We start from the raw sequence: 21,558 nt of genomic DNA, 5'->3' as shown, positions 1-21,558 counted from the left end.
TGAGAGATAACGGGCGGCGCTCTCAGTGCCGCCCGATTACCGCCAGCGCTTCGGCCTCGCTGATGACTTCGGCGTATTTGGCCTGCAGATCGAACAGGTTGGCTTCGTGCGGGCCTTCGTGGCGGTCGGCGCAGGCATCGCGCACAATCAGCGGAACGAACCCGTGTTGCATCGCATCCAGCCCGCTCGCGCGCACGCATCCGGAGGTCGAAAAGCCGGTGATCAGCAGTGTATCGATGCCGCTGCCGGTCAGCATCGCTGCCAGCGGGGTGCCGAAAAAGGCGGAAGGATATTGCTTGGTAATGACATGATCGCCGGGCCGGGGTGCAAGATCATCGGGGAAGGCGCCGAGGGGTGATCCTTCGTTGAACACTTTCAGCGCCGGTACTTTGCGATAGAATACGCCGCCATCGGCTCCATCGGGCCGGTAGCGGACGTTGGTGAAGATCACCGGCACGCCCGCCGTCCGCGCGGCTTTGGCAAGGCGGAGGTTGCTGTCTTTCGCGGCTTCCGCCGTGTCCATGAACAGCGGCGAGCCTTGCGTCAGATAGGCGGCCACGACATCGACGATCAGCAGCGCAGGCCGCGTGCCCGGCTGGAGCCGCCCTTCGTACACGCCCGCGTAGTTATCGGAGGCCGAGGGGCCGACCATCAGATGATCCCGGCCTCGGCCAGCCGCGCCAGTTCTGCGGCGTCCAGACCGAGGCGTTCGCTGTAGACCTCGGCATTGTCCTGACCCGGTGCGGCGGGGGCAGGGCGGCGGATGGTGGAGGGGGTCTTCGACAGCTTGGGAAAGGCGTTCTGCATCTTGATCCGGCCGCGGTTCTGGGTCTCGACCTCGACGATCGCCTCGCGCGCCTGAAAGTGCGGGTCGGCCAGCATATCGGGCGCGCGGTAGACGCGTCCGGCGGGAATCGAATATTCGGTCATCAGCGCGTCGACCTCGTCCACCGTCAGCGTCGCCGTCCACGCGTTGATCAGCGCGTCCAGTTCGTCCTGATGGTGGCCGCGCGCGATGTGGGTGGCATAGCGTTCGTCCTGCGCCAGTTCAGGGCGGCCCATCGCCTGACACAGGCGCGCAAAGATCGCATCGCCATTGCCGCCGATCATGTAGCTGCCGTCACTGCAGGTATAGACGTTCGACGGCGCGATGCCCTTCAAGACCGAGCCTGATCGTTCGCGGATCACGCCGTTGCGGTCATATTCGGGCACCAGCCCCTCCATCACCTGCAACACCGCTTCGTAGAGCGCGGAGTCCACCACCTGACCTTCGCCGGTCTTGTCGCGGTGATGCAGCGCGGCGAGCACGCCCATGCAGCCATAGGTGGCGCACAGCGTATCGCCGATCGAAATACCCATGCGGCTGGGCGGACGGTCGGGTTCGCCGACGACGTAGCGCCAGCCGCCCATCGCCTCGCCAATCCCGCCGAAGCCTGCGCGGTCGGAGTAAGGCCCGTCTTGCCCGTATCCCGACATGCGGGCGATGATGAGGCCGGGATTGATGGCGTGGAGTTCCGCAGGTGACAGCCCCCAGCGTTCCAGCGTGCCGGGCTTGAAGTTCTCGATCAGAACGTCGGCCTCGGCGATAAGCTGCTTTGCCAGTGCCTGACCTTCTGGCACGCGCAGGTTGCAGGTGACCGAGCGTTTGTTGCGGGCAATGACTTCCCACTGCACCTTCTCGTCACCCTGGCCCCAGTTGCGCATCGGGTCGCCCGCGCCCGGCGGTTCGACCTTCACCACATCTGCGCCCATATCGCCGAGCAATTGCCCGCAGAACGGACCGGCGAGCAGCTGGCCCATTTCCACGACCTTGATGCCGCCCAAGGCACCTGAAGCTTGCGCGCTCATTCCGCTGCCTCGCGCAGGTTCCAGACCGGCTGGACAGGGGCGGGGAGACCGGTTTCAGCCTCGCAGTTAGCCCGCAGAGCGTCGATACCGGGGCCGTAATCGAACAGCGGCAGTTCGCCGCGCGATGCGGTCATCTCGCTGCGCAGCGCGGTGGTGGCATCGGCATCGACCGCGCCCTCGCCATCGGCCACGACCCCGTAAGCGCGTGCGCCCTCGGGTGTGACCAGCCCCTGCCGGATCTCGAGGCCGACCAGCTCCGGATCGCGCGCCAGCGGGTCGCCCCAGCCGCCGCCGCCCCAGGTGATGAAGTGGAGCAAGTCGCCCGCCTTCACGCTGACGCTTTCAACCTTGTTGCCGACGATTTCCTGCGAGCCATCGGCGCGTTCCAGCACCTTCTTAGCCCGCGCGCCCGGATGCCCGCCATTGACCCCCCATGGCGGCACGAACCAGCGGTCGTCATGGATCGCAATCTCGCCGTCCGCGAGAAAGCGGTAGGTCATGTGGATGCCATTGCCGCCGCGATGCAGACCCGCGCCGCCGCTATCGGGCGCGGTGGCGTAACGTTCGATCCGCAGCGGGAAGTAGCGTTCGAGAAATTCGTTCGGCACATTGGTGAAGCCCGGCCACAGCGAATGCCCGTCCGGCCCGTCGCCCATCGGACGGCCCGGAATGCCGCCGAACCCGATCTGGAACAGCTGGAACCAGTCGCGCGTCCCGTCTTCGCGGCTGTCCCAGCCCGAATAGAACAGGTGCGGCGATGACGAGAACCCGGCGGCGTTCAAAAACTCCGGCGTCTTCTGCCCGAGCAGCCCGCCCAGAATGTCGAAGATGCGGCCCAAAGCGTGCGTCCGGCCCGACAGCGCGGCGGGGAAGTGCGGCTTCAGCAGCGATCCTTCGGGGATGCGCACCTCGATCAGATCGTAGAACCCGTCATTGAACAGGATCTGCGGATCGAAGACCATGATCATGTAGATGCCGAAGAACATCTTGAACATGTTTTCGTTGAGGAAAAAGTTGATCGAAGCGGCCGATTGCGGGTCGGTGCCCTGAAAGTCGAGGATCACCTTGTCCCCGTCGCGCCACATGGTGCAGCGGATCTTGTAGGGGCCGTAGCCCTTGCCGTCGTCGCAGATGTAATCCTCGAAGCTCACCGGCTCCTCGGCCACTGCCATCGCCAGCAGCGACTTCATCGCGCGGTGGTTGCGGGCGAGCAGTTCCTGCGTTGCGGAGACATAGACATCATCGCCAAACCGGTCGGCCATCTCGACCACGCGGCGCGCGGCGACGCGGCAGCTGGCAATCAGTGCGTTCAAATCCGCCTGACACCAGTCGGGCTTGCGGGTCTGGTGCATCACCAGCTTCATCAGGTCTTCGTTGTATTCGCCCTTTTTCCAGATTTTCACCGGAGGGATGCGCACGCCCTCTTCAAAGATCGACGAGGCACCGATGGGCATCGAGCCGGGCACGGAACCGCCGATGTCGCTCTGGTGACCGAACATCGCGGTGTAGGCGAGCAGGCGCCCGTCCTTGAACACCGGCAACATCACCAGCCAATCATTCGAGTGGCTGACCGCACCGCCGCAGGAATAGGGATCGGACAGGAAAATCATGTCCCCGTCCTCGATGGTGCCGTCAAACTGCTTGAGGAACCCGTCGATGAAGCTGCCGAACTGGCCGACGATCATTTTCCCCGCAGGGTCGGAGATCAGCGGGAAGGCGTCACCCTGTTCGCGGATGCCGGGCGACATGGCGGTGCGCACCAGTGTCGCGTCCATCTCGATGCGGGCGTTGCGCAGCGCGTTCTCGATGATGTCGAGCGTCACCGGGTCGATCGCGACCTTGGCGAAGGGCGTGGTGTTGGGTTCGATGATGCGGGCTGGCATGGTCTTAGCCTTCCGTCTTCAGAGTGATCAGGATGTTGCCCACAGCGTCAACGCGCGCGGTGCAATCGTGTTCGACCAGCGTGGTCGAATCCATTTCGGTGATGATCGCCGGGCCTTCGATCATGTCGCCCTGCCGCAGCTTGGCGCGGTCGTAGATCACGGCGGGCCGCTCCGACCCGTCGATCCACACCGTGTGGTCGCGGATTTTGGCGGCTTGCGGGTTGCCGTCACCCTTGGGCAGTTCGGCGGCCGGCAGGGCAGGCGCCTGCCCCTGCGCCACCGCGCGCAGGTTCACGATCTCGTGCGGAGTATCCATGTTGAAAGTGAACAGCCGCAGATGCTCCTCGTCGAAGCGGGAGAGGATGCCTTCGATCCCGTCCTCCTCCAGCACGGCCTGCGTTATGGTGAGCGGCACTTCGAAGGCCTGGCCTGCATAGCGCACATCGATTTCGAAAAGCGAAGTGATCTGGTCTTCGGGGATGCCATCACCGACTAGCTCGCTGCGGGTCTGTTCGGCCATGTCGTCGAGCACGCTGACAAGATCGGCGATGCTGGTGTCGCGGGCGAGCCGCGAGAAACTGCGCGCCGTCTCGGTCCGCATCCGGGTGGTCGCATCGCCCAGCGCGCACAGCACGCCGGGGGAGACGGGCGAGATCGCAGGCCATGAACCCATCAGCCGCGCCACCGCGTTGACATGCAATGGCCCCGCACCGCCAAAGCCCATCAGCGCAAATTCGCGCGGGTCATAGCCCTGCTGCACGCTGATCATCCGCAGCGCGCCGAACATGTTTTCATTGACGATATCGATGATCCCGCGGGCGGCTTCCATCAGGCTAATGCCCAGTGCATCGGCAATGGTCTGCACCGCCGCCTTGGCGCCTTCGCGATCCAGCTTGAAAGCGCCGCCGAGCAGGTCTTCGGGCAGGTAGCCGAGCACCACGTTGGCGTCGGTCACGGTCGGCAGCGTGCCGCCCTTGTTATAGGCGACCGGCCCCGGCACCGCGCCCGCGCTTTCCGGCCCGACGCGCAGCGCGCCGGTCAGCTGCGGGACGTGCGCGATCGAGCCGCCACCCGCGCCCACGGTCTTCACGTCCAATGCCGATGCGCGCACCGACAAGTGCCCGACTTCTGTGGTGCGCTGGCGGCGCGGCTCCAGCCCCTGAATCAGCGCTACGTCGGTCGAGGTTCCGCCGACATCCAGTGTCAGGATGTTCTCGAAGCCCGCGTTTTTCGCCACCCACAGCGCGCCGGTCACCCCGCCTGCCGGGCCGGACATGAGGATGTTGACCGGGTGTTCCTCGGCCTTCTGGCTCGACATCAACCCGCCGTCCGAGCGGAGCAGCGACAAGCGGCCCTTGAAGCCTTCCTGTTCGAGCTTTGTCCGCAGGCTGGAGACATATTTGCTCACCACCGGCCGCACTGCCGCATTGGCGACGGTCGAAAGCGTGCGTTCGTATTCCTGCATCTCCGGCAGGACTTCGTGGCTGAGCGAAACGGGGATGCCGGGCAGTTCCTCGGCGGCGATCTGCCCGATGCGGCTTTCATGCGCGCCGTTGAGATAGGCGTTCATCAGGCTGACTGTCAGCGCCTCGATCCCGTCTCCCTTAAGCTTGCGCAGCGCCCCGCGCACTGCGTCCTCATCCAGCGGCGCGACCTCGCGGCCAGCTGCGTCCATCCGGCCGGGCACTTCGACCGTGTGTTCGAGCCGCGCCAGCGGCTGCGGCTTGGGCCACACGATCCACGCGGCCAGCCCGCCGGGGACATAGGAGCGCGCAATCTGCATGATGTCGCGGTAGCCCTGCGTCGTAACCAGACCGACGCGCGCGCCCTTGCCTTCCAGCACCGCATTGGTCGCGACGGTGGTGCCGTGGAGGAAATAGGCGATCTGTTCGGCGGTGATCCCGGCATCGGCCATGATCGCTTTCACGCCGTTGAGAATGCCTTCGGAGGAATCATGCGGGGTCGACGGGGTCTTGTGCCGCCAGAACGCGCCGCTGCCTTCATCGAACAATAACAGGTCGGTGAAAGTCCCGCCCACATCAACACCCAGCCTGTACGTCATGCCCGCTCCCTTGTTGTCTGTCTGTGCAGCTTATGCCGCGCGCGCCACGGCCGAGGGCAATTCGCGCCCCAGCACCTGCGCAAACCACTTGTTCGCAGCGATGGCCGCGTCGAGATCGATGCCCGTGTCCACGCCCGAACGCTCCAGCATGTAGACCAGATCCTCGGTCGCGATATTGCCGGTCGCGCGCGGGGCGAAGGGGCAGCCGCCCAGTCCGCCCAGCGAGGCGTCGAAAATGCGCACACCCGCCTTGTAAGCTTCCCACGCATTGGCGATGCCGGTGCCGCGGGTGTTATGAAAATGCGCGCGCATCGGGATTTTGTCTCCAAGCAATGCGCCGAGCTTGCCGAACAATTCGCCCGCTTCCCAAGGCGTGCCGACCCCGATGGTGTCGGCCAGCGCGATTTCATCAGGCGCTTCGATCGCCATTTCATCGGCAATGGCGAGGACGGTGTCGTGCTTCACTGCGCCTTCGAAGGGGCAGCCAAAAGCTGCGCTGATGGTGACCTGCGCGCGCAACCCCTCGGCGCGGGCGAAGCGGAGCATGGCGCGGGTTTCGGCAACGCCTTCCGCGATGGTCTGGCCCTGGTTCTTCTGGCCAAAGGTATCGCTCGCCACGATCACGCAGCCGACCTGATCGACGCCGCGCACGCCGCCTTCGCGGGTCGCCAGCGCGCGCATCACGCCGCGTTTGTTGAGGACGAGGCCGATATAGGTGCAGTCCTTATGGTCGGGCAGGGCGGCGATCACGCTTTCCGCATCTGCCATCTGCGGCACACGCTGCGGGTGGACGAAGCTCGCCACCTCGAGCCGCCGCGCACCATAATCGATCATGCGGCCGATCATCGCCAGCTTAACGTCGGTCGCGATGACGTCAGGCTCGTTCTGGAGCCCGTCGCGCGGGCCGACTTCGACCAGTTCGATATTCTGGGGCACGATGGTGACTCGCCTGCTGTCAGGATGGGTTGAGCGTGGATGACCTAATTTGTATACAATTGCAATCGTCTTGCAGCAGGCCGGGCGCTTCGAAACTGGCGTTCCGGTGCAATGTTTTATCAGACCTCGCCGTCCGCGTTCCCGGTTGCGGGGCCGACCGTCTTGGCGAAAGTGTGGAATGCGCGGCGCAGGTGGCTGCCCATCACCGCGCGCGCCCATTCGGGATCGCGTGCGGCGAAGGCGGCGATCAGTTCGTCATGATCGCGGGCCGACTGGCGCAGATCGTCGAGCGAGTAACTGCGGGCGGTGCGCAGCACCACCGGGGCTTCGACCAAGCGGCCCAGCATCTGACCCAGCCGCGGTGAATGCGCGGCATCGAGAACCGCGTCGTGGAACCGGCGATTGGCCTCGAGAAATCGTGCCACATCGGGTTCCGGCTGCTCGATCGCTTCGCGAAGCGTGCGATTGACCGCCTCCAGATCGGCGACCTGCGCGGCGGTCAGACGGCGTGCAGCGCGCTCGGCAGCGTGACATTCCAGCATTTGCCTGAGCGTGAACATTTCTTCGATATCGTCGCGGCTCCAGTCGGCGACGAACAGCCGCTTCGATTCGCTGCGGACCAGCAGCAGTTCGTCCTCCAGCCGCCGCACAGCCTCGCGAACGGGGGTTCGGCTGAACCCGGTGATCTGCGCCAGCTGATCTTCGGTCAGCTGCTCCTTCGGCTTGACCGCCCCGCTCAGCACATGCGCGCGAATTCGGGCGTAGGCCTGGTCCGACGCGCGGCTCATGCGCGGTGGTCCTGCGCGGATTGAGGTGAGGGGAAGATGGTCATGCCGCGCCTTCTCTATGTCAGCCACTCGGCGCCGCAAGCCCTGCGGCGGCGAAACCACACTTGCTGCCTTACCTCCGGCGCAATTGCGCAAAGCACTTGACGCGGGCATTTTGTATACAATACTGGTTCATCAAATGGCAACAGGGGAGTGCCGTGAAGCGCATCAAGGTTATCGTACCGATTGCGATGGATGAAGCCGGGGTGGCCAATCGCGCCCAGCAGCTTCCCGACGATTTCGTGCGTCCCGGCTTCGCGCCGACCTTCGAGGCAGTGCGCTGGGGCGCGGCGCTGGGCGATTCCTATCACGATACGCTGCTGATGGACTGGACGGTGTTTCAGGCCGGGGTGACGGCCGAGGATGAGGGTTACGCCGGCGTTCTGATCGACACGGTCAGCGACAGCGGGCTGTGGCCGCTGCGTTCGGTGCTTTCCATTCCGGTGGTCGGGCCGGGCGAGGCGAGCTTTGCCGCGGCGATGACGCTCGGCAAGAAATTCAGCGTCGTTACCATGTGGCCGCAGTGGTTCCCGCTTTACGAGAAGGTGCTGAACCAGCACGGCTGGGATCATCGCTGTGCGTCGGTGCGGTCGATCGACACCCGGCCCGATGTCACCGAACTGCTGGAAGGCAAGGAGGAAGTCGTCTTCGCCAAGCTGAAGGCCGAGGCGACGCGCGCAATCGAGGAAGATGGCGCGGACGTGATCGTGCTCGGTTCGACCACGATGCACCAGTCCGCCGCTTACCTTGCCGGCGAATTGCCAGTGCCGGTGATCAACCCCGGTCAGGTCGCCTACAAGAGCCTCGAAACGCTGATCGAACTGGGGCTGACCCATTCCAAGAAAGCGTTCCCGGCACCCGAGGTGCCGATGCACGTCAATATCCGAAAGGGCTGGTACTGATGAGCCAAGCGAGCGCCGAGAGTTGGAGCGAGGGCGGGGCAGGGCAGGCGCCGCTGCCATATCCGCTTTATGTCGATATCGTCACCAAGCGATATTTCGACGGGGTCGATAACAAGCATCTCGACAAGGTGCTCGATTGCTTCACCCCCGATGCGGTGCTGACCGAAGTGACCAGCAACACCGTGCATCAGGGGCGCGAGGCGATCCGGGCCATGTTCATCAAGCTGTTCGCCGATTTCGAAAGCATCTGGCACGGCAATTTCGTCCATACTGCCGATCCCGAAACCAACGCGGTCTGCAGCCAGTTCACCGTGCTCATCACCCCCAATGGCGGGGACGAGTTGCGGTACGAAAACTGCAACCGGTTCTATCTGAAGGACCGGTTGTTCCACCGCGTCTACGTCTACATGTCGGGTGACAACCTGCTCCGCGAAGGGGAGGCCTGATGCAGTACGAACCCACTTTGTCACGCGCCGAACTGATCGATTTCGCGCTGAACAAGTATTTCGCCCGCGTCGATGCCAAGGACATGGAAGGCGCGCTCGCCTGCTTCCACGACACCGCCCTGTTCTGCGTGCAGACCGCCTTCACCCGTCACAGTGGCAAGGCCGAAATCCGCCGCATGTTCGAGGATTTCTTCGGCGCTTACGAGACCATCATCCACCGCGATTTCAACTGCACGGTGGACGCAAAGAACGGGCGGATCGCTGCCAGCTTCATTGCCGAACTGCATGATGCAGACGGCAACGTGACCTTGCTGAACAACACCAATTTCTGGCGTCTGCGTCCCGGCGCAGACGGGCCGAAATTCCAGGAAGTCTATGTCTACATGAGCGGGACCAACGTCCTCACCTGACCTTTTTGCCTGCTCGTTATCTTTAGGAGAGCCGTTCCATGAATGTCCGTATCGTTCTCGCCTCTGGCGCGGCTCTGGGTGCGATTGCCCTGTCCGCCCCCGCCTTCGCTCAGGATACCGCCGCTGCAGCCGTGCAGACCGAGGAGGACGACAACGCGATCATCGTCACCGCGCGCCGCCAGTCGGAATCGCTCGAAGATGTGCCTGCGTCCGTCACCGTGTTCGGCGCCGAAGCGCTCGCCAAGACCGGGGTGCAGCGCGCCGATGACTTCATCCAGCTGACCCCGGGCGTAACCATCGTCACCGGCACCGCCGACGCTGGCGACACCCAGATCAACATTCGCGGCATCAATGGCGCGCGCGATGCGGAAAGCTCGGTCGCGCTGGTGGTCGACGGGATTCTAAAGACCAACACCGCGCAGCTGAACCAGAACCAGGGCACGCTGCGGCAGGTCGAAATCCTCAAGGGCCCGCAAGGCGCGCTGTATGGCCGCAACGCGGCGGCGGGCGCGATCGTGATTCAGACGCTGAAGCCCGGCGACGTGTTCGAAGGCGGGATGACAGTGCGCGCCGCCGAGGACAACACCTACCTTGCCACCGGGTTCGTCTCGGTGCCGGTGGGCGAAACCGCCGGGTTCGTGCTGTCGGGCAATTACCAGACCACCGACGGGTTTTTCCGCAACCGCTTCCTCGGCAATTCCAAGACGATCGACGATCAGGAAGTCTGGGGCGTTGACGGGCGGTTCGTGGCCGAGCTTGGCCCGCGTACCGAACTGGACGTGAAGGCGCGCTATTCCGATCTGACCGGTGCATCGATCAACTTCAACACATCGTTCCACCTGCCCAATTTCGCCGGTGTCGACCCGGCCTTCTTCGAAGACGTGAACGAGCACCAGTTCGGATATTATTCGAACATCCGCCCGACCAACGATCAGACCACCTTCGAAGTATCGGCCAAGGTCGAACATGAATTCGACGCCGTCACGCTCAGCGCATGGGCGCTGTACACCGATGTCGACCAGTCGCTGACGGCTGACAGCACCTCGGCCGATTTTGCACGCTTCACCTTCCCCGGCGCGACCCCGGATTCGGTGGCGGCGTCGAATGCCTGCTTTGCCTCAACCGCACAGCTCACCGGGTTCCCGCTCAACGCGCCGACCTTCATCGGCAACAATCCCGTCCCGTTCATTTTCGATCCGGTCAACGGCTCGACCTTCGGCGCCTATAGCCCGACGACCTGCGACGGCACGCAGTACCAGATCCGCGAACAGAGCGACATCAGCGCAGAAGTGCGTCTCGCTTCGAACGGGGACGGGTCCATCAACTGGCAGGTCGGTGCCTATTACCTGCACCTGGAGCGCGAAGTGGGTGTCAGCCTCGGTGCGGATCTCGGCAATGGCGTGACCCGCCAACTCTACAACGCGCCGGGCTCGGCCAACCCCACCACCCAGCTGTATAATGATGCCTTCACGACCGATGTCTACGCCGTGTTCGCATCGGTCGATGCCAATCTGTCCGATCGCTTTGTCGCCAGCCTTGCCGGGCGTTACGATATCGAGGATCGCAGCGTCAGCAGCCTCGTGCCCAATGTGACCGATCCGATCACCGGCGGCCCGATCAATCCCGGTCAGGCATTCGGGCCGATCCCCGATCAATCGCAGACCTTCCGCCAGTTCCAGCCCAAGGTCTCGCTGCGTTACGAAGTGGCCGACAACGCCAATCTCTACGCCAACTGGGGCATCGGCTTCAAATCGGGTGGGTTCAACAATCAGGGCTCTGCCGCGATCGTCGACCAGTCGTTCAACCAGTTCATAGGCACCAACGTGCTGATCGAGGATCAATACCGCAAGGAAGTGTCGAGCGCGTTCGAGCTCGGGATCAAGGGCAATCTGCTCGACAACCGCATCACCTTCGATCTGGCGGGCTATTACACCAATATCGAAGACATGCAGTTCTTCGAATTCTTCGTCGGTGGGTTCGGCCTGCTGCGCGTGGTTTCGAACATCGACGAAGTCGAGATCATGGGAGCCGAGTTCAACCTGACCGCCGAAATCGTCGATGGCTGGACGGTGTTCGGTTCCGCCAACGTCACCGACAGCGAGATCAAGGCCAATGCCTCGCGTCCGGTCACGGTGGGCAACAAATCGCCCCATACCGCCGATTACACCATCAACCTCGGCACGCAGCTGGATCTGCCGGTGTCGAGCAGCATCGATTTCGTCACCCGCGCCGATTACCGCATCACCGGGCCGACATGGTTCCACACCTTGCAGGATGATCCGAACCCGACGCTGTTCAGCGGGCTGCTGCCGGGGTCGGCGCTGGCGCTGCCAGCATTCGTGGGCGATGCCGATTATTCGGTTTCGCAGCGCGACGCCTTTGGCGTGGTCGATATGCGGGTCGGGCTCGAAGGGGATCGCTGGTCGGTGTTCGCCTATGCCGAAAACCTGTTCGACGAGAAGTATCTCAACGAGGTGATCACCGCCGTCGAATTCGGCGGTTCGTTCATCTCGCCGGGCGGTTTGCAGCGGTTCGGAGTGGAATTCGGCTACAAGTTCTGAGCCCTCGGGTATGGCCAGGCGCGGCGGCGACGGGGAAAATCCCGCGCCGCCGCTTTCTTTTCCCCTGTCGCTTCGCCGCCGGATGGCAGAGCATTACCCCCGCGCGACGTTCTCCAGCAGTTCCGCCGTTACGGGATAGCCTGCATCGGTCAGGATCGTCAGCCATTGTTGCCCGCCCTGTTCCACGATCTGCGGCATGATCGTGCGCACCGGGATAGCCTCGGCCTGCGCGCGCGCTTCTTCGTAACTGTCGAACAGGGCGAGCCGTTCGAGATTGCGGCGGGTGGGGAAGATCAGCTTGATCTCGCCGCGTTCCGCCGCCTCCAGCGCGCCTTGTGCGGTCGTCCAGAACAAGTGCGTGTTCTCCGCATGGTCGATCGACACGTCCACTGCGCCAGTGCCGAGATTGGCGAGATAGAAGCGGGTGTCGTAGACGCGCGGGATCTTCTCGTTCTTGGGAAACCACCGCGCAAACGGCGTGATCTGGGCAAGGTCGAGTTGCCACCCGAACGCTTCCAGCACCGGGGCGAGCGCGCCGGTCTGCGCCAGCATCGCCCGCGCCTCGCCCGCGCGGGCGGCGTCGATATCGCCCGCCAGACCAAGCGCGAGCCCGGTTTCTTCCAGCGTCTCGCGCACCGCCGCGATCTGATGCGCGGCTTCGTCGGCTGTCATCGCACCGCTGGCCGCCACGGCTTCGCCCAGCGCGAAGTCCGCCGGATCGACCCGCCCGCCCGGAAACACTGCCATGCCGCCGGCAAACACCATGCCCTTGGATCGGATCGTCATCAGCACCTGCGGCTGCCCGCCCGATGGGGCGTTGCGGAAGATGATGATGGTCGCGGCAGGAATGGCCGGGGGTGCTGGTTGGTTATTCATCGCCCATAAGGATGGCGCGGCGGCAAGCACTTGCCAAGCGGTTTGGCGGGTTCCTGCCGCTTTTGCGCCAAGGGTGTCGGGGCGCTTTACAATCGCACGTTTCCAGATGGCGATCTGGCGCAGAAAATGGCGGAATTACGGGGTTTCTCTGATTTGGCACGCACCATGCATAAAGAGGTGTGGTCCCAATGGTCTTCGAATTGAGGCGCGCCCTTCCTGGTTCTTCGGGCAGCGCCTCCCCTGATACGGAAAAGCGCCCCGCACTGGTCCTGCGGGGCGCTTTTTAGTTTGTGGGTTTTTGTTTTTGCCCTCAGGCGCCGGGCGCGCGGGCCGTCCGGCCCGCTTGGCTTTCGGCCTGACCGGCCGACGCGCAGTCGCGCTTGCGGCCCTGCGGGCCGAGTGGCTCACGACATAAAATGTGGTGTTGAGTTCGGTCGAACGGTGGAGATCGCACCCGCGGAGGCGGGTGCGGAAAACCTACGCCGCTTTGGTAACGCCGCTTTCATCGAGCAGCTGCTGCAATTCGCCAGCTTCGAACATTTCCATCATGATGTCGCTGCCGCCCAGGAACTCGCCCTTGACGTAAAGCTGCGGGATCGTCGGCCAGTCGGAGAAGCTCTTGATCGCCTGCCGGATTTCCATGTCCTGCAACACGTCGACGCTTTCATAGGCGACGCCGCAATGATCGAGGATCGCCACGGCGCGGCTCGAAAAGCCGCATTGCGGGAACAACGGCGTGCCCTTCATGAACAATACGACATCATTGCTGGTGACGAGATCGGAAATACGCGTGTTGGTATCGGACATCTTGGGCAGCCCCATGCTGTGATTGGGTGATTGTTGCGTTTCAGGTGGGAAGTTTGGTGGTGACTTGCAAGGCGTGCAGTTCGCCCCCCATGCGTCCGCCGAACGCGGCATAGACCATCTTGTGCTGCGCCACCCGGCTTTTGCCGACGAATTGCGGCGCAGTGACGGTCGCAGCCCAGTGATCGTCATCCCCGGCAAGATCGGTCAATTCCACCGTCGCGCCCGGCAGGGCTTCAAGGATGGCTTGTTCTATCGTCGCGGCACTCATCGGCATGATGGTGGCTCCTTCGCGGCTGGAGGCGTCAGTATTCGTCGAGCAGCTGGCGGCGGGCCACGATCGTCAGTTCCTCGAGCTTGGCGCGGATATCGGCCTCGGTCACGTCGGTTCCGGCTGCGGTGAGATCGCCCAGCAGCTTGCGGATCACGTCCTCGTCGCCCGCTTCCTCGAAATCGGCCTGCACCACAGCCTTGCTGTAGGCATCAGTTTCCTCGGGGGTCAGCTTCATCAGCCCGGCCGCCCACTCGCCCAGCAGCCGGTTGCGGCGTGCAGCGATGCGGAAAGCGGTTTCACCGTCGTGCGCGAACTTGGCTTCTTCCGCGCGTTCGCGGTCCTTGAAATCGGTCATGTGTTTCCCTTCCGGAACGATCGCCTATCCGAATAGGGCGGGGCGCGCGCGGCTTCAAGCGTGAAGCCGCGCGCAGCAACCATTATTCCATCGTGACGACCAGCTTGCCCACCGCCTCGCGGGCTTCCAGCTTGGCAATGGCATCGCCGGCGCGGGCGAGGGGGAAGGTTTCGCTGACCAGCGGGTCGATCTTGCCAGCCTTCATCAGGTCGAACAATTCGTCCACCTGCGCGCGGAATTTCACCGGCTCGCGCGCGGTGAAGGCGCCCCAGAACACGCCGCAGATATCGCAGCTTTTCAGCAAGGTGAGATTGAGCGGCATCTTGGCGATCCCGGCGGGGAAGCCGACCACGAGAAAGCGGCCCTCCCACGCGATGGCACGCAAGGCAGGCTCTGAATATTGCCCGCCGACGATGTCATAGACGATGTTCGCGCCGTCCGGTCCGCAAGCGGCCTTGAACGCAGCGGCGAGCGCTTTCGACGCATCCTTGTCCATTGCCTCGCGCGGGTAGATCACCACTTCGTCGGCCCCGGCCTTGCGGGCGACTTCGCCCTTGGCTTCGGACGACACAGCGGCAACCACGCGCGCGCCGAACGCTTTGGCCAGCTCCACCGCCGACAGGCCAACGCCGCCAGCCGCGCCGAGGATCAGCACGGTATCGCCGGCCTTGATATGCCCGCGATCCTTCAGCCCGTGGATGGTGGTGCCATAGGTCATCAGCAGCGACGCCGCCTTGTCGAACGGCACGCCGTCCGGCACCGGGAACATCCTGTTCGATGCAACAACGACCTTTTCAGCCAGCCCGCCATTGCCGATCCCGGCCATCACCCGGTCGCCGACGGCATAGCCTTCCACGCCTTCGCCGACCGCTTCGATCACGCCGGAAATCTCGCCGCCGGGCGAGAATGGCCGCTGCGGTTTGAACTGGTACATGTCGCGGATGATCAGCCCGTCGGGATAGTTGATCGCGCAGGCCTTGACCGCGATCAGCACCTCGCCCTTGCCGGGGGTCGGGGTTTCGACCTCGTCCAGCGACAGGGTTTCAGGCCCACCGATTTCGTGGGTGCGGATGGCTTTCATAGGTTTCTCTCCCCTGAGAATGATTCAGACAGAAGTGCCGCGCATCAGCCACGGCTGGGCGGCGGTACGGCTGGCTTCGAAGCCGCCGATGGCTTCGCCGCGTGCCATGGTCAGACCGACTTCGTCGAGCCCGTTCAACAAGCAATCGCGGCGGAACGGATCGAGCGTGAAGCTGAAGCGATCCTGATAGGTGGTGGTGACAGTCTGGGTTTCGAGATCGACCGTGATTGGCTCGCCGGCCCGCGCCACTTCCAGCAGCCGGTCGACCGCATCCTGCGGCAGCACCACCGGCAGGATGCCGTTCTTGACCGCATTGCCCGAAAAAATATCGGAGAAGCTGGGCGCGATCACCACGCGGATGCCCATGTCGTCCAGCGCCCATGCGGCATGTTCGCGGCTCGATCCGCAGCCGAAATTGTCGCCCGCAATCAGCACCGGCGCGCCCGCATAGGCCGGGTCTTCGAAGACATTGCCGGGCGTGCCGCGCAGCGCCTCGAATGCGCCCGCGCCCAGCCCTTCGCGGCTGATGGTCTTGAGCCATTTGGCCGGGATGATGATGTCGGTATCGACATTCTTGAGGCCAAGCGGGATGGCGCGGCCTTCGACGCGGGTGAGGGGTTCCATCGCGATCCTCGTCAGTCGGTCTGCGGCGGCTCGCCGGAGGGGATCGGGCCGGGCTGGGTCGGCTCGTTCGGCTTCTTGCGGCGCTTGCCGGCATAGAGCAGCGCAGCGGCAACGGCGGCCGAGCCGATAGCACCTGCCGCAGCAATTGCGGCGTTCCGGGCGGTGTTCGATTTGGGCTTGTCGGTCATAGCAATCTCTTGGGGGGCAATTGTCTGGCTTGCAAGCCGCCGCTTTGCCTTATGGGGCTAAAACAGGTCAGGTGAAGGCTGGCGTGAGGTATTGAGACGTTTCCAGCTTTCGAGAGCACTGGAATGGCTTTGTGCGCCTTCGTGGACGAGAGGTCGCAAAGAGGCGGACTTGGCTTCTTCGATCACGGCGCCGTTCGAAAACAGAAAAACTTCGTCTCCAAGCAAATGCATTCGATCACTTTTATCGTAAGGCTGGATCATGGTCAGCACGCGCGAACCGGACTCATCCGCCAAATCTATTGTCAGCACGTCGATGGCACTCCCACTCTTGCGAACAAGGCCATCCCGAGCAAAGGCGCAAGCATCGAAATTCACCGCCTCGGTCTCCATGAAAGCCTTCCCATTCGATACGGCCTCTACCTGCGTCTCAGCCTCGAAGACATTGAGCACGAGTTCACCATCCTTCAGGCACAAAGCTTCCGGGACATAATTTTCGTTGGGGCCAAGATCGGCAATAATCCATGTTGCGTGGGCCAGAAGAAACCCGCCGAGATTGAGCATACTTTCGGATATGGAGGTCAATTCTGTAACTCCCGCACATCGGCAAGCCGCCCCGCGACTGCGGCGGCCGCCGCCATCGCGGGCGAGACGAGGTGCGTGCGGGCGCCCGGCCCCTGACGGCCGACGAAATTGCGGTTCGAGGTCGATGCGCAGCGCTCGCCCGGCGGCACCTTGTCGGGGTTCATGCCGAGGCAGGCCGAGCAGCCCGGCTCGCGCCATTCGAACCCGGCGTCGGTGAAAATCTTGTCCAGCCCTTCGGCCTCGGCCTGATATTTGACCAGCCCGGATCCGGGCACGACGATCGCCCAGCGGACATTATCGGCCTTGTGGCGGCCTTTCAGCACGGCGGCAGCGGCGCGCAGGTCTTCGATGCGGCTGTTGGTGCAGCTGCCGATGAAGACGTTTTCGATCGGCACTTGCGTCATCGGCGTGCCTGCGGTGAGACCCATGTAATCGAGACTTTTCTGTGCCGCGACCCGCTTGCTCTCGTCAGCAAAGTCCTGCGGATCGGGCACACGCCCGCCGATCGGCACCACGTCTTCGGGGCTGGTGCCCCAGGTGACGCTGGGCTCGATGTCGGCCGCGTCGATGGTGACGGACTTGGCGAACACCGCGCCGTCATCGCTGTGGAGCGTGCGCCAATACGCGACCGCCGCATCCCACTCCGCATCCTGCGGGGCCATCGGGCGGCCCTTGAGATAGGCGAAGGTCACATCATCGGGCGCGATCAGGCCCGCGCGCGCTCCCGCTTCAATGCTCATGTTGCAGACCGTCAGCCGCTGCTCGACGCTCATCGCTTCGAACACCGCTCCGCGATATTCGATCACGTAGCCTGAGCCGCCAGCCGCACCGATGGTGCCGATGATATGCATGATCAGATCCTTGGCAGTGACGCCCGGTCCCAGATCGCCGTCCACGCGCACTTCCATCGACTTCGATTGCTGGAGCAGCAAGGTCTGTGTCGCCAGCACGTGTTCGACCTCGCTGGTGCCGATCCCGAAGGCGAGCGCGCCCAGACCGCCGTGGCAGGCGGTGTGCGAATCCCCGCAGACGATGGTGGTGCCGGGCAGCGAGAAGCCCTGTTCGGGGCCGACCACATGGACGATGCCCTGTTCCTTCGCGGTCGCCGGGATGTAGCGGATGCCGAAGGCGGGGGCGTTGTCTTCCAACGCGGCGAGCTGCGCCGCACTTTCGGGATCGGCGATCGCCACCGGCTTGCCAGCGCCATCCACGCGCGGCGTGGTGGGCAGGTTGTGATCGGGCACGGCCAGGGTGAGTTCGGGCCGCCGAACCGGGCGTCCGGCCAGTCGCAGCGCCTCGAACGCTTGCGGGCTGGTCACCTCGTGCACCAGATGCCGGTCGATATAGATCAGCGCAGTGCCATCATCGCGCGTTTCGACGACATGGGCGTCCCAGATCTTCTCGTATAATGTGCGCGGGCGGCTTGCCATGATGAGTGCGTTTCCTTCTTGCCGATGGGGCGATTAGACCCGCCGCCGCCCTTCGCGCAAGATGCGTGCTTGATCGGCGTCAAATTCGTCATGGATTTGCAGTCTTCATGAGTTATAACTGACAAATATGTCAGCAATCGAATCTCCCTCCGCACCTTTTGTCCACGCGATCACAGTCGAACCGGCCGACATCGACTTCATGGGCCACGTCAATAATGCGCGCTATCTCAATTGGGTGCAGGATGCGGTGCTGGCGCACTGGAACGATCTTGCCCCGGCGGAAGATGTCGCCAGCAAGGCGTGGGTCGCTCTGAAGCACGAGATTACCTATCGAAAGCCTGCTTTCCTCGATGACGATGTGATCGCGCAAACCGTGCTCGAACGCTTCAATGGTGCGCGCGCGTTCTATTCCACGCTGATCAAGCGCGGCGAGGAAGTGTTGGCCGAAGTGCAATCGAGCTGGTGCTGCATCGATGCCAAGACCTTGCGCCCGGCGCGCATCGGCGATCACCTGCGGGCGTTCTTCTTCCCTCCGGCAGAGTAAAGGGCGCGCTCCTGGGGCGACCTTCTCCATTACACGGCGCTGCGCCTGGTGCATCGCTGCGCAGCCTGATGCTGTGTGCCTTTGCGCTGCTGGCGGCGTGCGATAACGGACCATCTCCAGCGGCGACAGCGCAGGCGGTGCGCGAATGCCCCGCCATACGTTCCGATCCCGTCCGCATCGCGGCGGGCACATTCACCATGGGATCCGATCAGGTCTACCGCGAAGAAGGGCCACCGCGCTTGACCCGCGTCGGCGGCTTCTGGATCGACCCGCACGAAGTCACCAATGCCCAGTTCGCCGCATTTGTCGCTGCCACCGGCCATGTCACCACTGCCGAAAAGCCGGTCGACCCTGCGCTGTTCCGGGTGCCGCGCGATCAGATCCCGCCCGAATTGCTGCAGCCCGGATCGGCGGTGTTCGTCGCGCCCGATCGCCCTTCCACCCGCTTCACCGACTGGTGGCGCTATGTACCCGGCGCCAATTGGCAGCGACCCGAAGGGCCGGGCGGGCCGGAAGCGGAACCGAACCAGCCGGTCGTCCACCTGTCGCATGACGACATGACCGCCTATGCCCGCTGGCGCGGCGGTCGCCTGCCGAGCGAGGCCGAGTGGGAATATGCCGCAAGCGCAGGCCAGCCCGCCAGCGCCGCCCAGCCCGGCGCGGACGCGGCGAATAGCTGGCAGGGGGTATTCCCCGTCAACAACGAGCAAAGCGACGGCTTCTACGGGATCGCACCGGTCGGCTGCTACACCCCGAACGCCAACGGGCTCTACGACATGACCGGCAATGTCTGGGAGGTAACGGCCGATTACTACCGTCCCGGCCACGACACCGCCGACCGCGATACCCCGCGTGGGCCGAGCGAGGCCGATGCCTACGACCCGCTCAACCCCGGCCTTGTCACCCGCGTGATGAAGGGCGGATCATACCTGTGCGCGCCCAATTACTGCCAGCGTTACCGCCCGCAGTCGCGGCAGGGGCGCGACCCGGGGCTGGGGGCCAACAATGTCGGTTTCCGGCTGGTGTATGACCGGCCGTCATCGCAGCGCGATTGAACCTGCGGCGTCACCTGTTTCCGTCTCGCCGCACCGGCGCGGGGCCGCCGCATTGTGCAAACCCGATTGCCACTTTGCGCGCAGGTTCTATACGCGTCCCTATGGCCCGCGCGTCCGTATCCTTTTGACATGAACCCGCACTTCACCCTTCCTGCCCGCGCGCAGCAAGGCACGATCGGCCTTGTGCTGGCGCTGGCGATTGCCGGAAGCTGGCTGGGCATTCACGCCTGGGGCATGTTCGTGTTCGAATTGTCGTGGACCAACTGGCCCATCGCGCTGGCGGCGGCCATGGTGCAGTGCTGGCTTTCGGTTGGCGTGTTCATCGTCTGCCATGATGCGATGCATGGCACTCTTGTGCCGGGCAAGCCGAAGCTCAACGGGGCGATCGGCGCGGTGCTGCTGTTCCTGTATGCGGGCTTCGCGTGGAAGCAGTTGCGCGATGCCCATTTCGCCCATCACAAGCTGTCGGGCCGCGCCGGCGATCCCGATTTCGACGAGCATAATCCGGGCGATTTCAAGCGCTGGTATGCGACCTTTTTCCGGCGCTATTTCGGCTGGCGGTCGATCCTGTTCGTGCACACCGTGGTCGGGATATACTGGCTGGTGCTGGATATCCCGATGGCGCAGATCGTCATGCTCTATGGCTTGCCCGCCTTGGCCTCGTCGCTGCAATTGTTCTATTTCGGCACCTATCGCCCGCACTGCCACCGCGAAGGTCAGCCCTTCGCCGACCGGCACAATGCCCGCAGCAATGATTTCGGCACGCTGGCCAGCCTCGCCACCTGCTTCCATTTCGGCTATCATCTCGAACACCATCACCGGCCCGATGTGCCGTGGTGGGGCTTGCCAGCGGCGAAACGGGCCGGGGTGGGCGAGACCGAACTGCCAGAACCGATCGCAAAGGTGCCCGCATGAGCTGGCTCGAAATCATCCTCACCGTATTATCGTCGCTGATCGGCATGGAGCTGTTCGCGTGGGTCGCGCACAAGTACATCATGCATGGCTGGGGCTGGGGCTGGCACCGCGACCACCACGAACCGCATGACAAGGTGCTGGAAAAGAACGATCTGTTCGCAGTGGTGTTCGGTACGATCAACGCCGCGATGTATATCTACGGTTCGCTCTATTGGGACTGGCTGTGGTGGTTCGCGGTCGGCATCACGCTGTACGGGGTGATCTACACGCTGGTGCATGATGGACTGGTCCATCAGCGCTACTGGAAGTGGGTGCCGCGCAAGGGCTATGCCAAGCGGCTGGTGCAGGCGCACAAGCTGCACCATGCGACCATCGGCAAGGAAGGCGGAGTCAGCTTCGGCTTCGTCATCGCCCGCGATCCGGCCAAACTGAAGGCGGAGTTGAAGCGCCAGAAGGAAGCGGGCGTCGCGGTGGTGCGCGAGGCGCAGATCTAGCCGCCGAACTGCGTCAGGCTGAGATTGTTGCCTTCGGAATCGTGGAACCATGCGATCCGCGTGCCGGAACCGGGATCGGTCCACACCCCGCGTTCGTCCTGTCCGAAACCGTCGTAGATTTCGAAAGTCACGCCTTTGGCCGCCAGCTTGTCCATGGTCGCGGCAATATCGGCGACCTGCCAGCCGAGCACGGTGTGCGGGCCGGGCTCATGCCCTTCGATCCTGGTCAGGCGCAGCATCGTGCCGGCCAGATCATAGCTCACGGCAAACGGGTCTTCCCCGGTTTGCGTGAGGCCGAGCGTGTCGGTGTAGAATTTGCGCGCACGGGCCATGTCTGCGGCCAGCACAAAGCAAACGGGCGGTGAATTGCCGAGCATCATCGCACTCCTTTCCATCAGGACGACTCGAACACCGGACGCCCCTATGCCCAGTCTACGCCGAGGCGCGGGCTGATCACAGCC

24 protein-coding genes are annotated in these 21,558 nt (G+C 63.8%); 8 read left to right on the top strand and 16 right to left on the bottom strand.

Features of this window, described 5'->3' with window-relative positions; translation table 11 throughout:
• Positions 1-22: 22 nt before the first annotated feature.
• The 6 genes from Q0L48_RS09790 to Q0L48_RS09765 form a co-directional block, all read right to left on the bottom strand.
• Complete coding sequence (locus tag Q0L48_RS09790) at positions 23-652, bottom strand: isochorismatase family protein (protein WP_296720312.1); 630 nt, start codon at positions 650-652, stop codon at positions 23-25.
• Positions 652-1,848 carry a CaiB/BaiF CoA-transferase family protein gene (locus Q0L48_RS09785; RefSeq protein WP_296720310.1) on the bottom strand — a complete coding sequence of 399 codons (1,197 nt, stop codon included), beginning with the start codon at positions 1,846-1,848 and terminating at the stop codon, positions 652-654. Before Q0L48_RS09785 ends, Q0L48_RS09790 begins: the two co-directional genes overlap by 1 nt.
• On the bottom strand, positions 1,845-3,731 hold the full coding sequence (locus tag Q0L48_RS09780) for a hydantoinase B/oxoprolinase family protein (protein WP_296720308.1): 1,887 nt from the start codon (positions 3,729-3,731) through the stop codon (positions 1,845-1,847). Before Q0L48_RS09780 ends, Q0L48_RS09785 begins: the two co-directional genes overlap by 4 nt.
• 4 nt (positions 3,732-3,735) lie before the next feature.
• On the bottom strand, positions 3,736-5,793 hold the full coding sequence (locus tag Q0L48_RS09775; protein ID WP_296720305.1) for a hydantoinase/oxoprolinase family protein: 2,058 nt from the start codon (positions 5,791-5,793) through the stop codon (positions 3,736-3,738).
• 30 nt (positions 5,794-5,823) lie between these two features.
• Entirely contained in the window at positions 5,824-6,732 is a 909-nt protein-coding gene (locus Q0L48_RS09770; RefSeq protein ID WP_296720357.1) for a hydroxymethylglutaryl-CoA lyase, read from the bottom strand.
• Positions 6,733-6,848: 116 nt separating this feature from the next.
• Complete coding sequence (locus tag Q0L48_RS09765; protein WP_296720303.1) at positions 6,849-7,517, bottom strand: GntR family transcriptional regulator; 669 nt, start codon at positions 7,515-7,517, stop codon at positions 6,849-6,851.
• Positions 7,518-7,714: 197 nt separating this feature from the next.
• Here Q0L48_RS09765 and Q0L48_RS09760 point away from each other — a divergent pair, with 197 nt between their 5' ends.
• Genes Q0L48_RS09760 through Q0L48_RS09745 form a run of 4 tightly spaced genes read left to right on the top strand, consistent with a single transcriptional unit; the run spans position 7,715 to position 11,875 of the window.
• Complete coding sequence (locus Q0L48_RS09760) at positions 7,715-8,458, top strand: aspartate/glutamate racemase family protein (RefSeq protein ID WP_296720299.1); 744 nt, start codon at positions 7,715-7,717, stop codon at positions 8,456-8,458.
• The gene (locus tag Q0L48_RS09755) at positions 8,458-8,904 is read left to right on the top strand and encodes a nuclear transport factor 2 family protein (protein ID WP_296720297.1); all 447 of its coding nucleotides are present in this window, start codon (positions 8,458-8,460) and stop codon (positions 8,902-8,904) included. Before Q0L48_RS09760 ends, Q0L48_RS09755 begins: the two co-directional genes overlap by 1 nt.
• A complete protein-coding gene (locus tag Q0L48_RS09750; protein WP_296720295.1) occupies positions 8,904-9,314 on the top strand; it encodes a nuclear transport factor 2 family protein in 411 nt (136 codons plus the stop codon). The genes Q0L48_RS09755 and Q0L48_RS09750 overlap by 1 nt, the downstream gene beginning before the upstream one ends.
• A gap of 38 nt (positions 9,315-9,352) precedes the next feature.
• Positions 9,353-11,875, top strand: coding sequence for a TonB-dependent receptor (locus Q0L48_RS09745; protein ID WP_296720291.1), 2,523 nt, complete (start codon positions 9,353-9,355; stop codon positions 11,873-11,875).
• 93 nt (positions 11,876-11,968) lie between these two features.
• Here the strand turns inward: Q0L48_RS09745 and Q0L48_RS09740 are convergent, their stop codons facing one another.
• The 9 genes from Q0L48_RS09740 to leuC form a co-directional block, all read right to left on the bottom strand.
• Positions 11,969-12,751, bottom strand: coding sequence for an NUDIX domain-containing protein (locus Q0L48_RS09740; RefSeq protein WP_296720258.1), 783 nt, complete (start codon positions 12,749-12,751; stop codon positions 11,969-11,971).
• A 477-nt stretch (positions 12,752-13,228) separates the two neighbouring features.
• The gene (grxD, locus tag Q0L48_RS09735) at positions 13,229-13,558 is read right to left on the bottom strand and encodes a Grx4 family monothiol glutaredoxin (protein WP_296720255.1); all 330 of its coding nucleotides are present in this window, start codon (positions 13,556-13,558) and stop codon (positions 13,229-13,231) included.
• 40 nt (positions 13,559-13,598) lie between these two features.
• Complete coding sequence (locus tag Q0L48_RS09730) at positions 13,599-13,832, bottom strand: BolA/IbaG family iron-sulfur metabolism protein (protein WP_296720253.1); 234 nt, start codon at positions 13,830-13,832, stop codon at positions 13,599-13,601.
• A gap of 28 nt (positions 13,833-13,860) precedes the next feature.
• The gene (locus Q0L48_RS09725) at positions 13,861-14,184 is read right to left on the bottom strand and encodes a DUF1476 domain-containing protein (RefSeq protein WP_296720250.1); all 324 of its coding nucleotides are present in this window, start codon (positions 14,182-14,184) and stop codon (positions 13,861-13,863) included.
• Between the two features lie 82 nt (positions 14,185-14,266).
• Entirely contained in the window at positions 14,267-15,265 is a 999-nt protein-coding gene (locus Q0L48_RS09720; RefSeq protein ID WP_296720249.1) for an NADPH:quinone oxidoreductase family protein, read from the bottom strand.
• A gap of 24 nt (positions 15,266-15,289) precedes the next feature.
• Positions 15,290-15,889: a 3-isopropylmalate dehydratase small subunit gene (gene leuD, locus Q0L48_RS09715; RefSeq protein WP_296720246.1), complete on the bottom strand. Its 600-nt coding sequence runs from the start codon at positions 15,887-15,889 to the stop codon at positions 15,290-15,292.
• A gap of 11 nt (positions 15,890-15,900) precedes the next feature.
• Positions 15,901-16,077, bottom strand: coding sequence for an LPXTG cell wall anchor domain-containing protein (locus tag Q0L48_RS09710; protein ID WP_296720244.1), 177 nt, complete (start codon positions 16,075-16,077; stop codon positions 15,901-15,903).
• Between the two features lie 57 nt (positions 16,078-16,134).
• On the bottom strand, positions 16,135-16,659 hold the full coding sequence (locus Q0L48_RS09705) for a hypothetical protein (RefSeq protein WP_296720242.1): 525 nt from the start codon (positions 16,657-16,659) through the stop codon (positions 16,135-16,137).
• A complete protein-coding gene (gene leuC / locus Q0L48_RS09700) occupies positions 16,656-18,089 on the bottom strand; it encodes a 3-isopropylmalate dehydratase large subunit (RefSeq protein WP_296720237.1) in 1,434 nt (477 codons plus the stop codon). The genes Q0L48_RS09705 and leuC overlap by 4 nt, the downstream gene beginning before the upstream one ends.
• Before the next feature lie 127 nt (positions 18,090-18,216).
• On the opposite strand from leuC, the gene Q0L48_RS09695 reads away from it, so the two are divergent.
• From Q0L48_RS09695 to Q0L48_RS09680, 4 genes are all read left to right on the top strand, one after another.
• Complete coding sequence (locus tag Q0L48_RS09695; protein ID WP_296720235.1) at positions 18,217-18,633, top strand: thioesterase family protein; 417 nt, start codon at positions 18,217-18,219, stop codon at positions 18,631-18,633.
• 68 nt (positions 18,634-18,701) lie between these two features.
• Entirely contained in the window at positions 18,702-19,688 is a 987-nt protein-coding gene (locus tag Q0L48_RS09690; RefSeq protein WP_296720232.1) for a formylglycine-generating enzyme family protein, read from the top strand.
• Positions 19,689-19,817: 129 nt separating this feature from the next.
• Entirely contained in the window at positions 19,818-20,603 is a 786-nt protein-coding gene (locus Q0L48_RS09685; RefSeq protein ID WP_296720229.1) for a fatty acid desaturase, read from the top strand.
• Positions 20,600-21,097 carry a sterol desaturase family protein gene (locus Q0L48_RS09680; protein ID WP_296720226.1) on the top strand — a complete coding sequence of 166 codons (498 nt, stop codon included), beginning with the start codon at positions 20,600-20,602 and terminating at the stop codon, positions 21,095-21,097. Before Q0L48_RS09685 ends, Q0L48_RS09680 begins: the two co-directional genes overlap by 4 nt.
• Here the strand turns inward: Q0L48_RS09680 and Q0L48_RS09675 are convergent.
• Entirely contained in the window at positions 21,094-21,474 is a 381-nt protein-coding gene (locus tag Q0L48_RS09675; RefSeq protein ID WP_296720224.1) for a VOC family protein, read from the bottom strand. The genes Q0L48_RS09680 and Q0L48_RS09675 overlap by 4 nt on opposite strands.
• Between the last annotated feature and the right edge of the window lie 84 nt (positions 21,475-21,558).

Source organism: Erythrobacter sp. (genome assembly GCF_024305245.1).
GTDB lineage: Bacteria > Pseudomonadota > Alphaproteobacteria > Sphingomonadales > Sphingomonadaceae > Erythrobacter.
Note: the sequence above shows the minus strand (reverse complement) of the source record. Positions and strands in the feature narration are given on the sequence as shown.

Bases quoted from the DNA above. Each gene is read 5' to 3' on its own strand.
- Q0L48_RS09790 (WP_296720312.1), bottom strand. From the start codon at position 652: ATGGTCGGCCCCTCGGCCTCCGATAACTACGCGGGCGTGTACGAAGGG.
- Q0L48_RS09785 (WP_296720310.1), bottom strand. From the start codon at position 1,848: ATGAGCGCGCAAGCTTCAGGTGCCTTGGGCGGCATCAAGGTCGTGGAA.
- Q0L48_RS09780 (WP_296720308.1), bottom strand. From the start codon at position 3,731: ATGCCAGCCCGCATCATCGAACCCAACACCACGCCCTTCGCCAAGGTC.
- Q0L48_RS09775 (WP_296720305.1), bottom strand. From the start codon at position 5,793: ATGACGTACAGGCTGGGTGTTGATGTGGGCGGGACTTTCACCGACCTG.
- Q0L48_RS09765 (WP_296720303.1), bottom strand. From the start codon at position 7,517: ATGAGCCGCGCGTCGGACCAGGCCTACGCCCGAATTCGCGCGCATGTG.
- Q0L48_RS09755 (WP_296720297.1), top strand. From the start codon at position 8,458: ATGAGCCAAGCGAGCGCCGAGAGTTGGAGCGAGGGCGGGGCAGGGCAG.
- Q0L48_RS09750 (WP_296720295.1), top strand. From the start codon at position 8,904: ATGCAGTACGAACCCACTTTGTCACGCGCCGAACTGATCGATTTCGCG.
- Q0L48_RS09745 (WP_296720291.1), top strand. From the start codon at position 9,353: ATGAATGTCCGTATCGTTCTCGCCTCTGGCGCGGCTCTGGGTGCGATT.
- Q0L48_RS09740 (WP_296720258.1), bottom strand. From the start codon at position 12,751: ATGAATAACCAACCAGCACCCCCGGCCATTCCTGCCGCGACCATCATC.
- grxD (WP_296720255.1), bottom strand. From the start codon at position 13,558: ATGTCCGATACCAACACGCGTATTTCCGATCTCGTCACCAGCAATGAT.
- Q0L48_RS09730 (WP_296720253.1), bottom strand. From the start codon at position 13,832: ATGCCGATGAGTGCCGCGACGATAGAACAAGCCATCCTTGAAGCCCTG.
- Q0L48_RS09725 (WP_296720250.1), bottom strand. From the start codon at position 14,184: ATGACCGATTTCAAGGACCGCGAACGCGCGGAAGAAGCCAAGTTCGCG.
- Q0L48_RS09720 (WP_296720249.1), bottom strand. From the start codon at position 15,265: ATGAAAGCCATCCGCACCCACGAAATCGGTGGGCCTGAAACCCTGTCG.
- leuD (WP_296720246.1), bottom strand. From the start codon at position 15,889: ATGGAACCCCTCACCCGCGTCGAAGGCCGCGCCATCCCGCTTGGCCTC.
- Q0L48_RS09710 (WP_296720244.1), bottom strand. From the start codon at position 16,077: ATGACCGACAAGCCCAAATCGAACACCGCCCGGAACGCCGCAATTGCT.
- leuC (WP_296720237.1), bottom strand. From the start codon at position 18,089: ATGGCAAGCCGCCCGCGCACATTATACGAGAAGATCTGGGACGCCCAT.
- Q0L48_RS09695 (WP_296720235.1), top strand. From the start codon at position 18,217: ATGTCAGCAATCGAATCTCCCTCCGCACCTTTTGTCCACGCGATCACA.
- Q0L48_RS09690 (WP_296720232.1), top strand. From the start codon at position 18,702: ATGCTGTGTGCCTTTGCGCTGCTGGCGGCGTGCGATAACGGACCATCT.
- Q0L48_RS09685 (WP_296720229.1), top strand. From the start codon at position 19,818: ATGAACCCGCACTTCACCCTTCCTGCCCGCGCGCAGCAAGGCACGATC.
- Q0L48_RS09680 (WP_296720226.1), top strand. From the start codon at position 20,600: ATGAGCTGGCTCGAAATCATCCTCACCGTATTATCGTCGCTGATCGGC.
- Q0L48_RS09675 (WP_296720224.1), bottom strand. From the start codon at position 21,474: ATGCTCGGCAATTCACCGCCCGTTTGCTTTGTGCTGGCCGCAGACATG.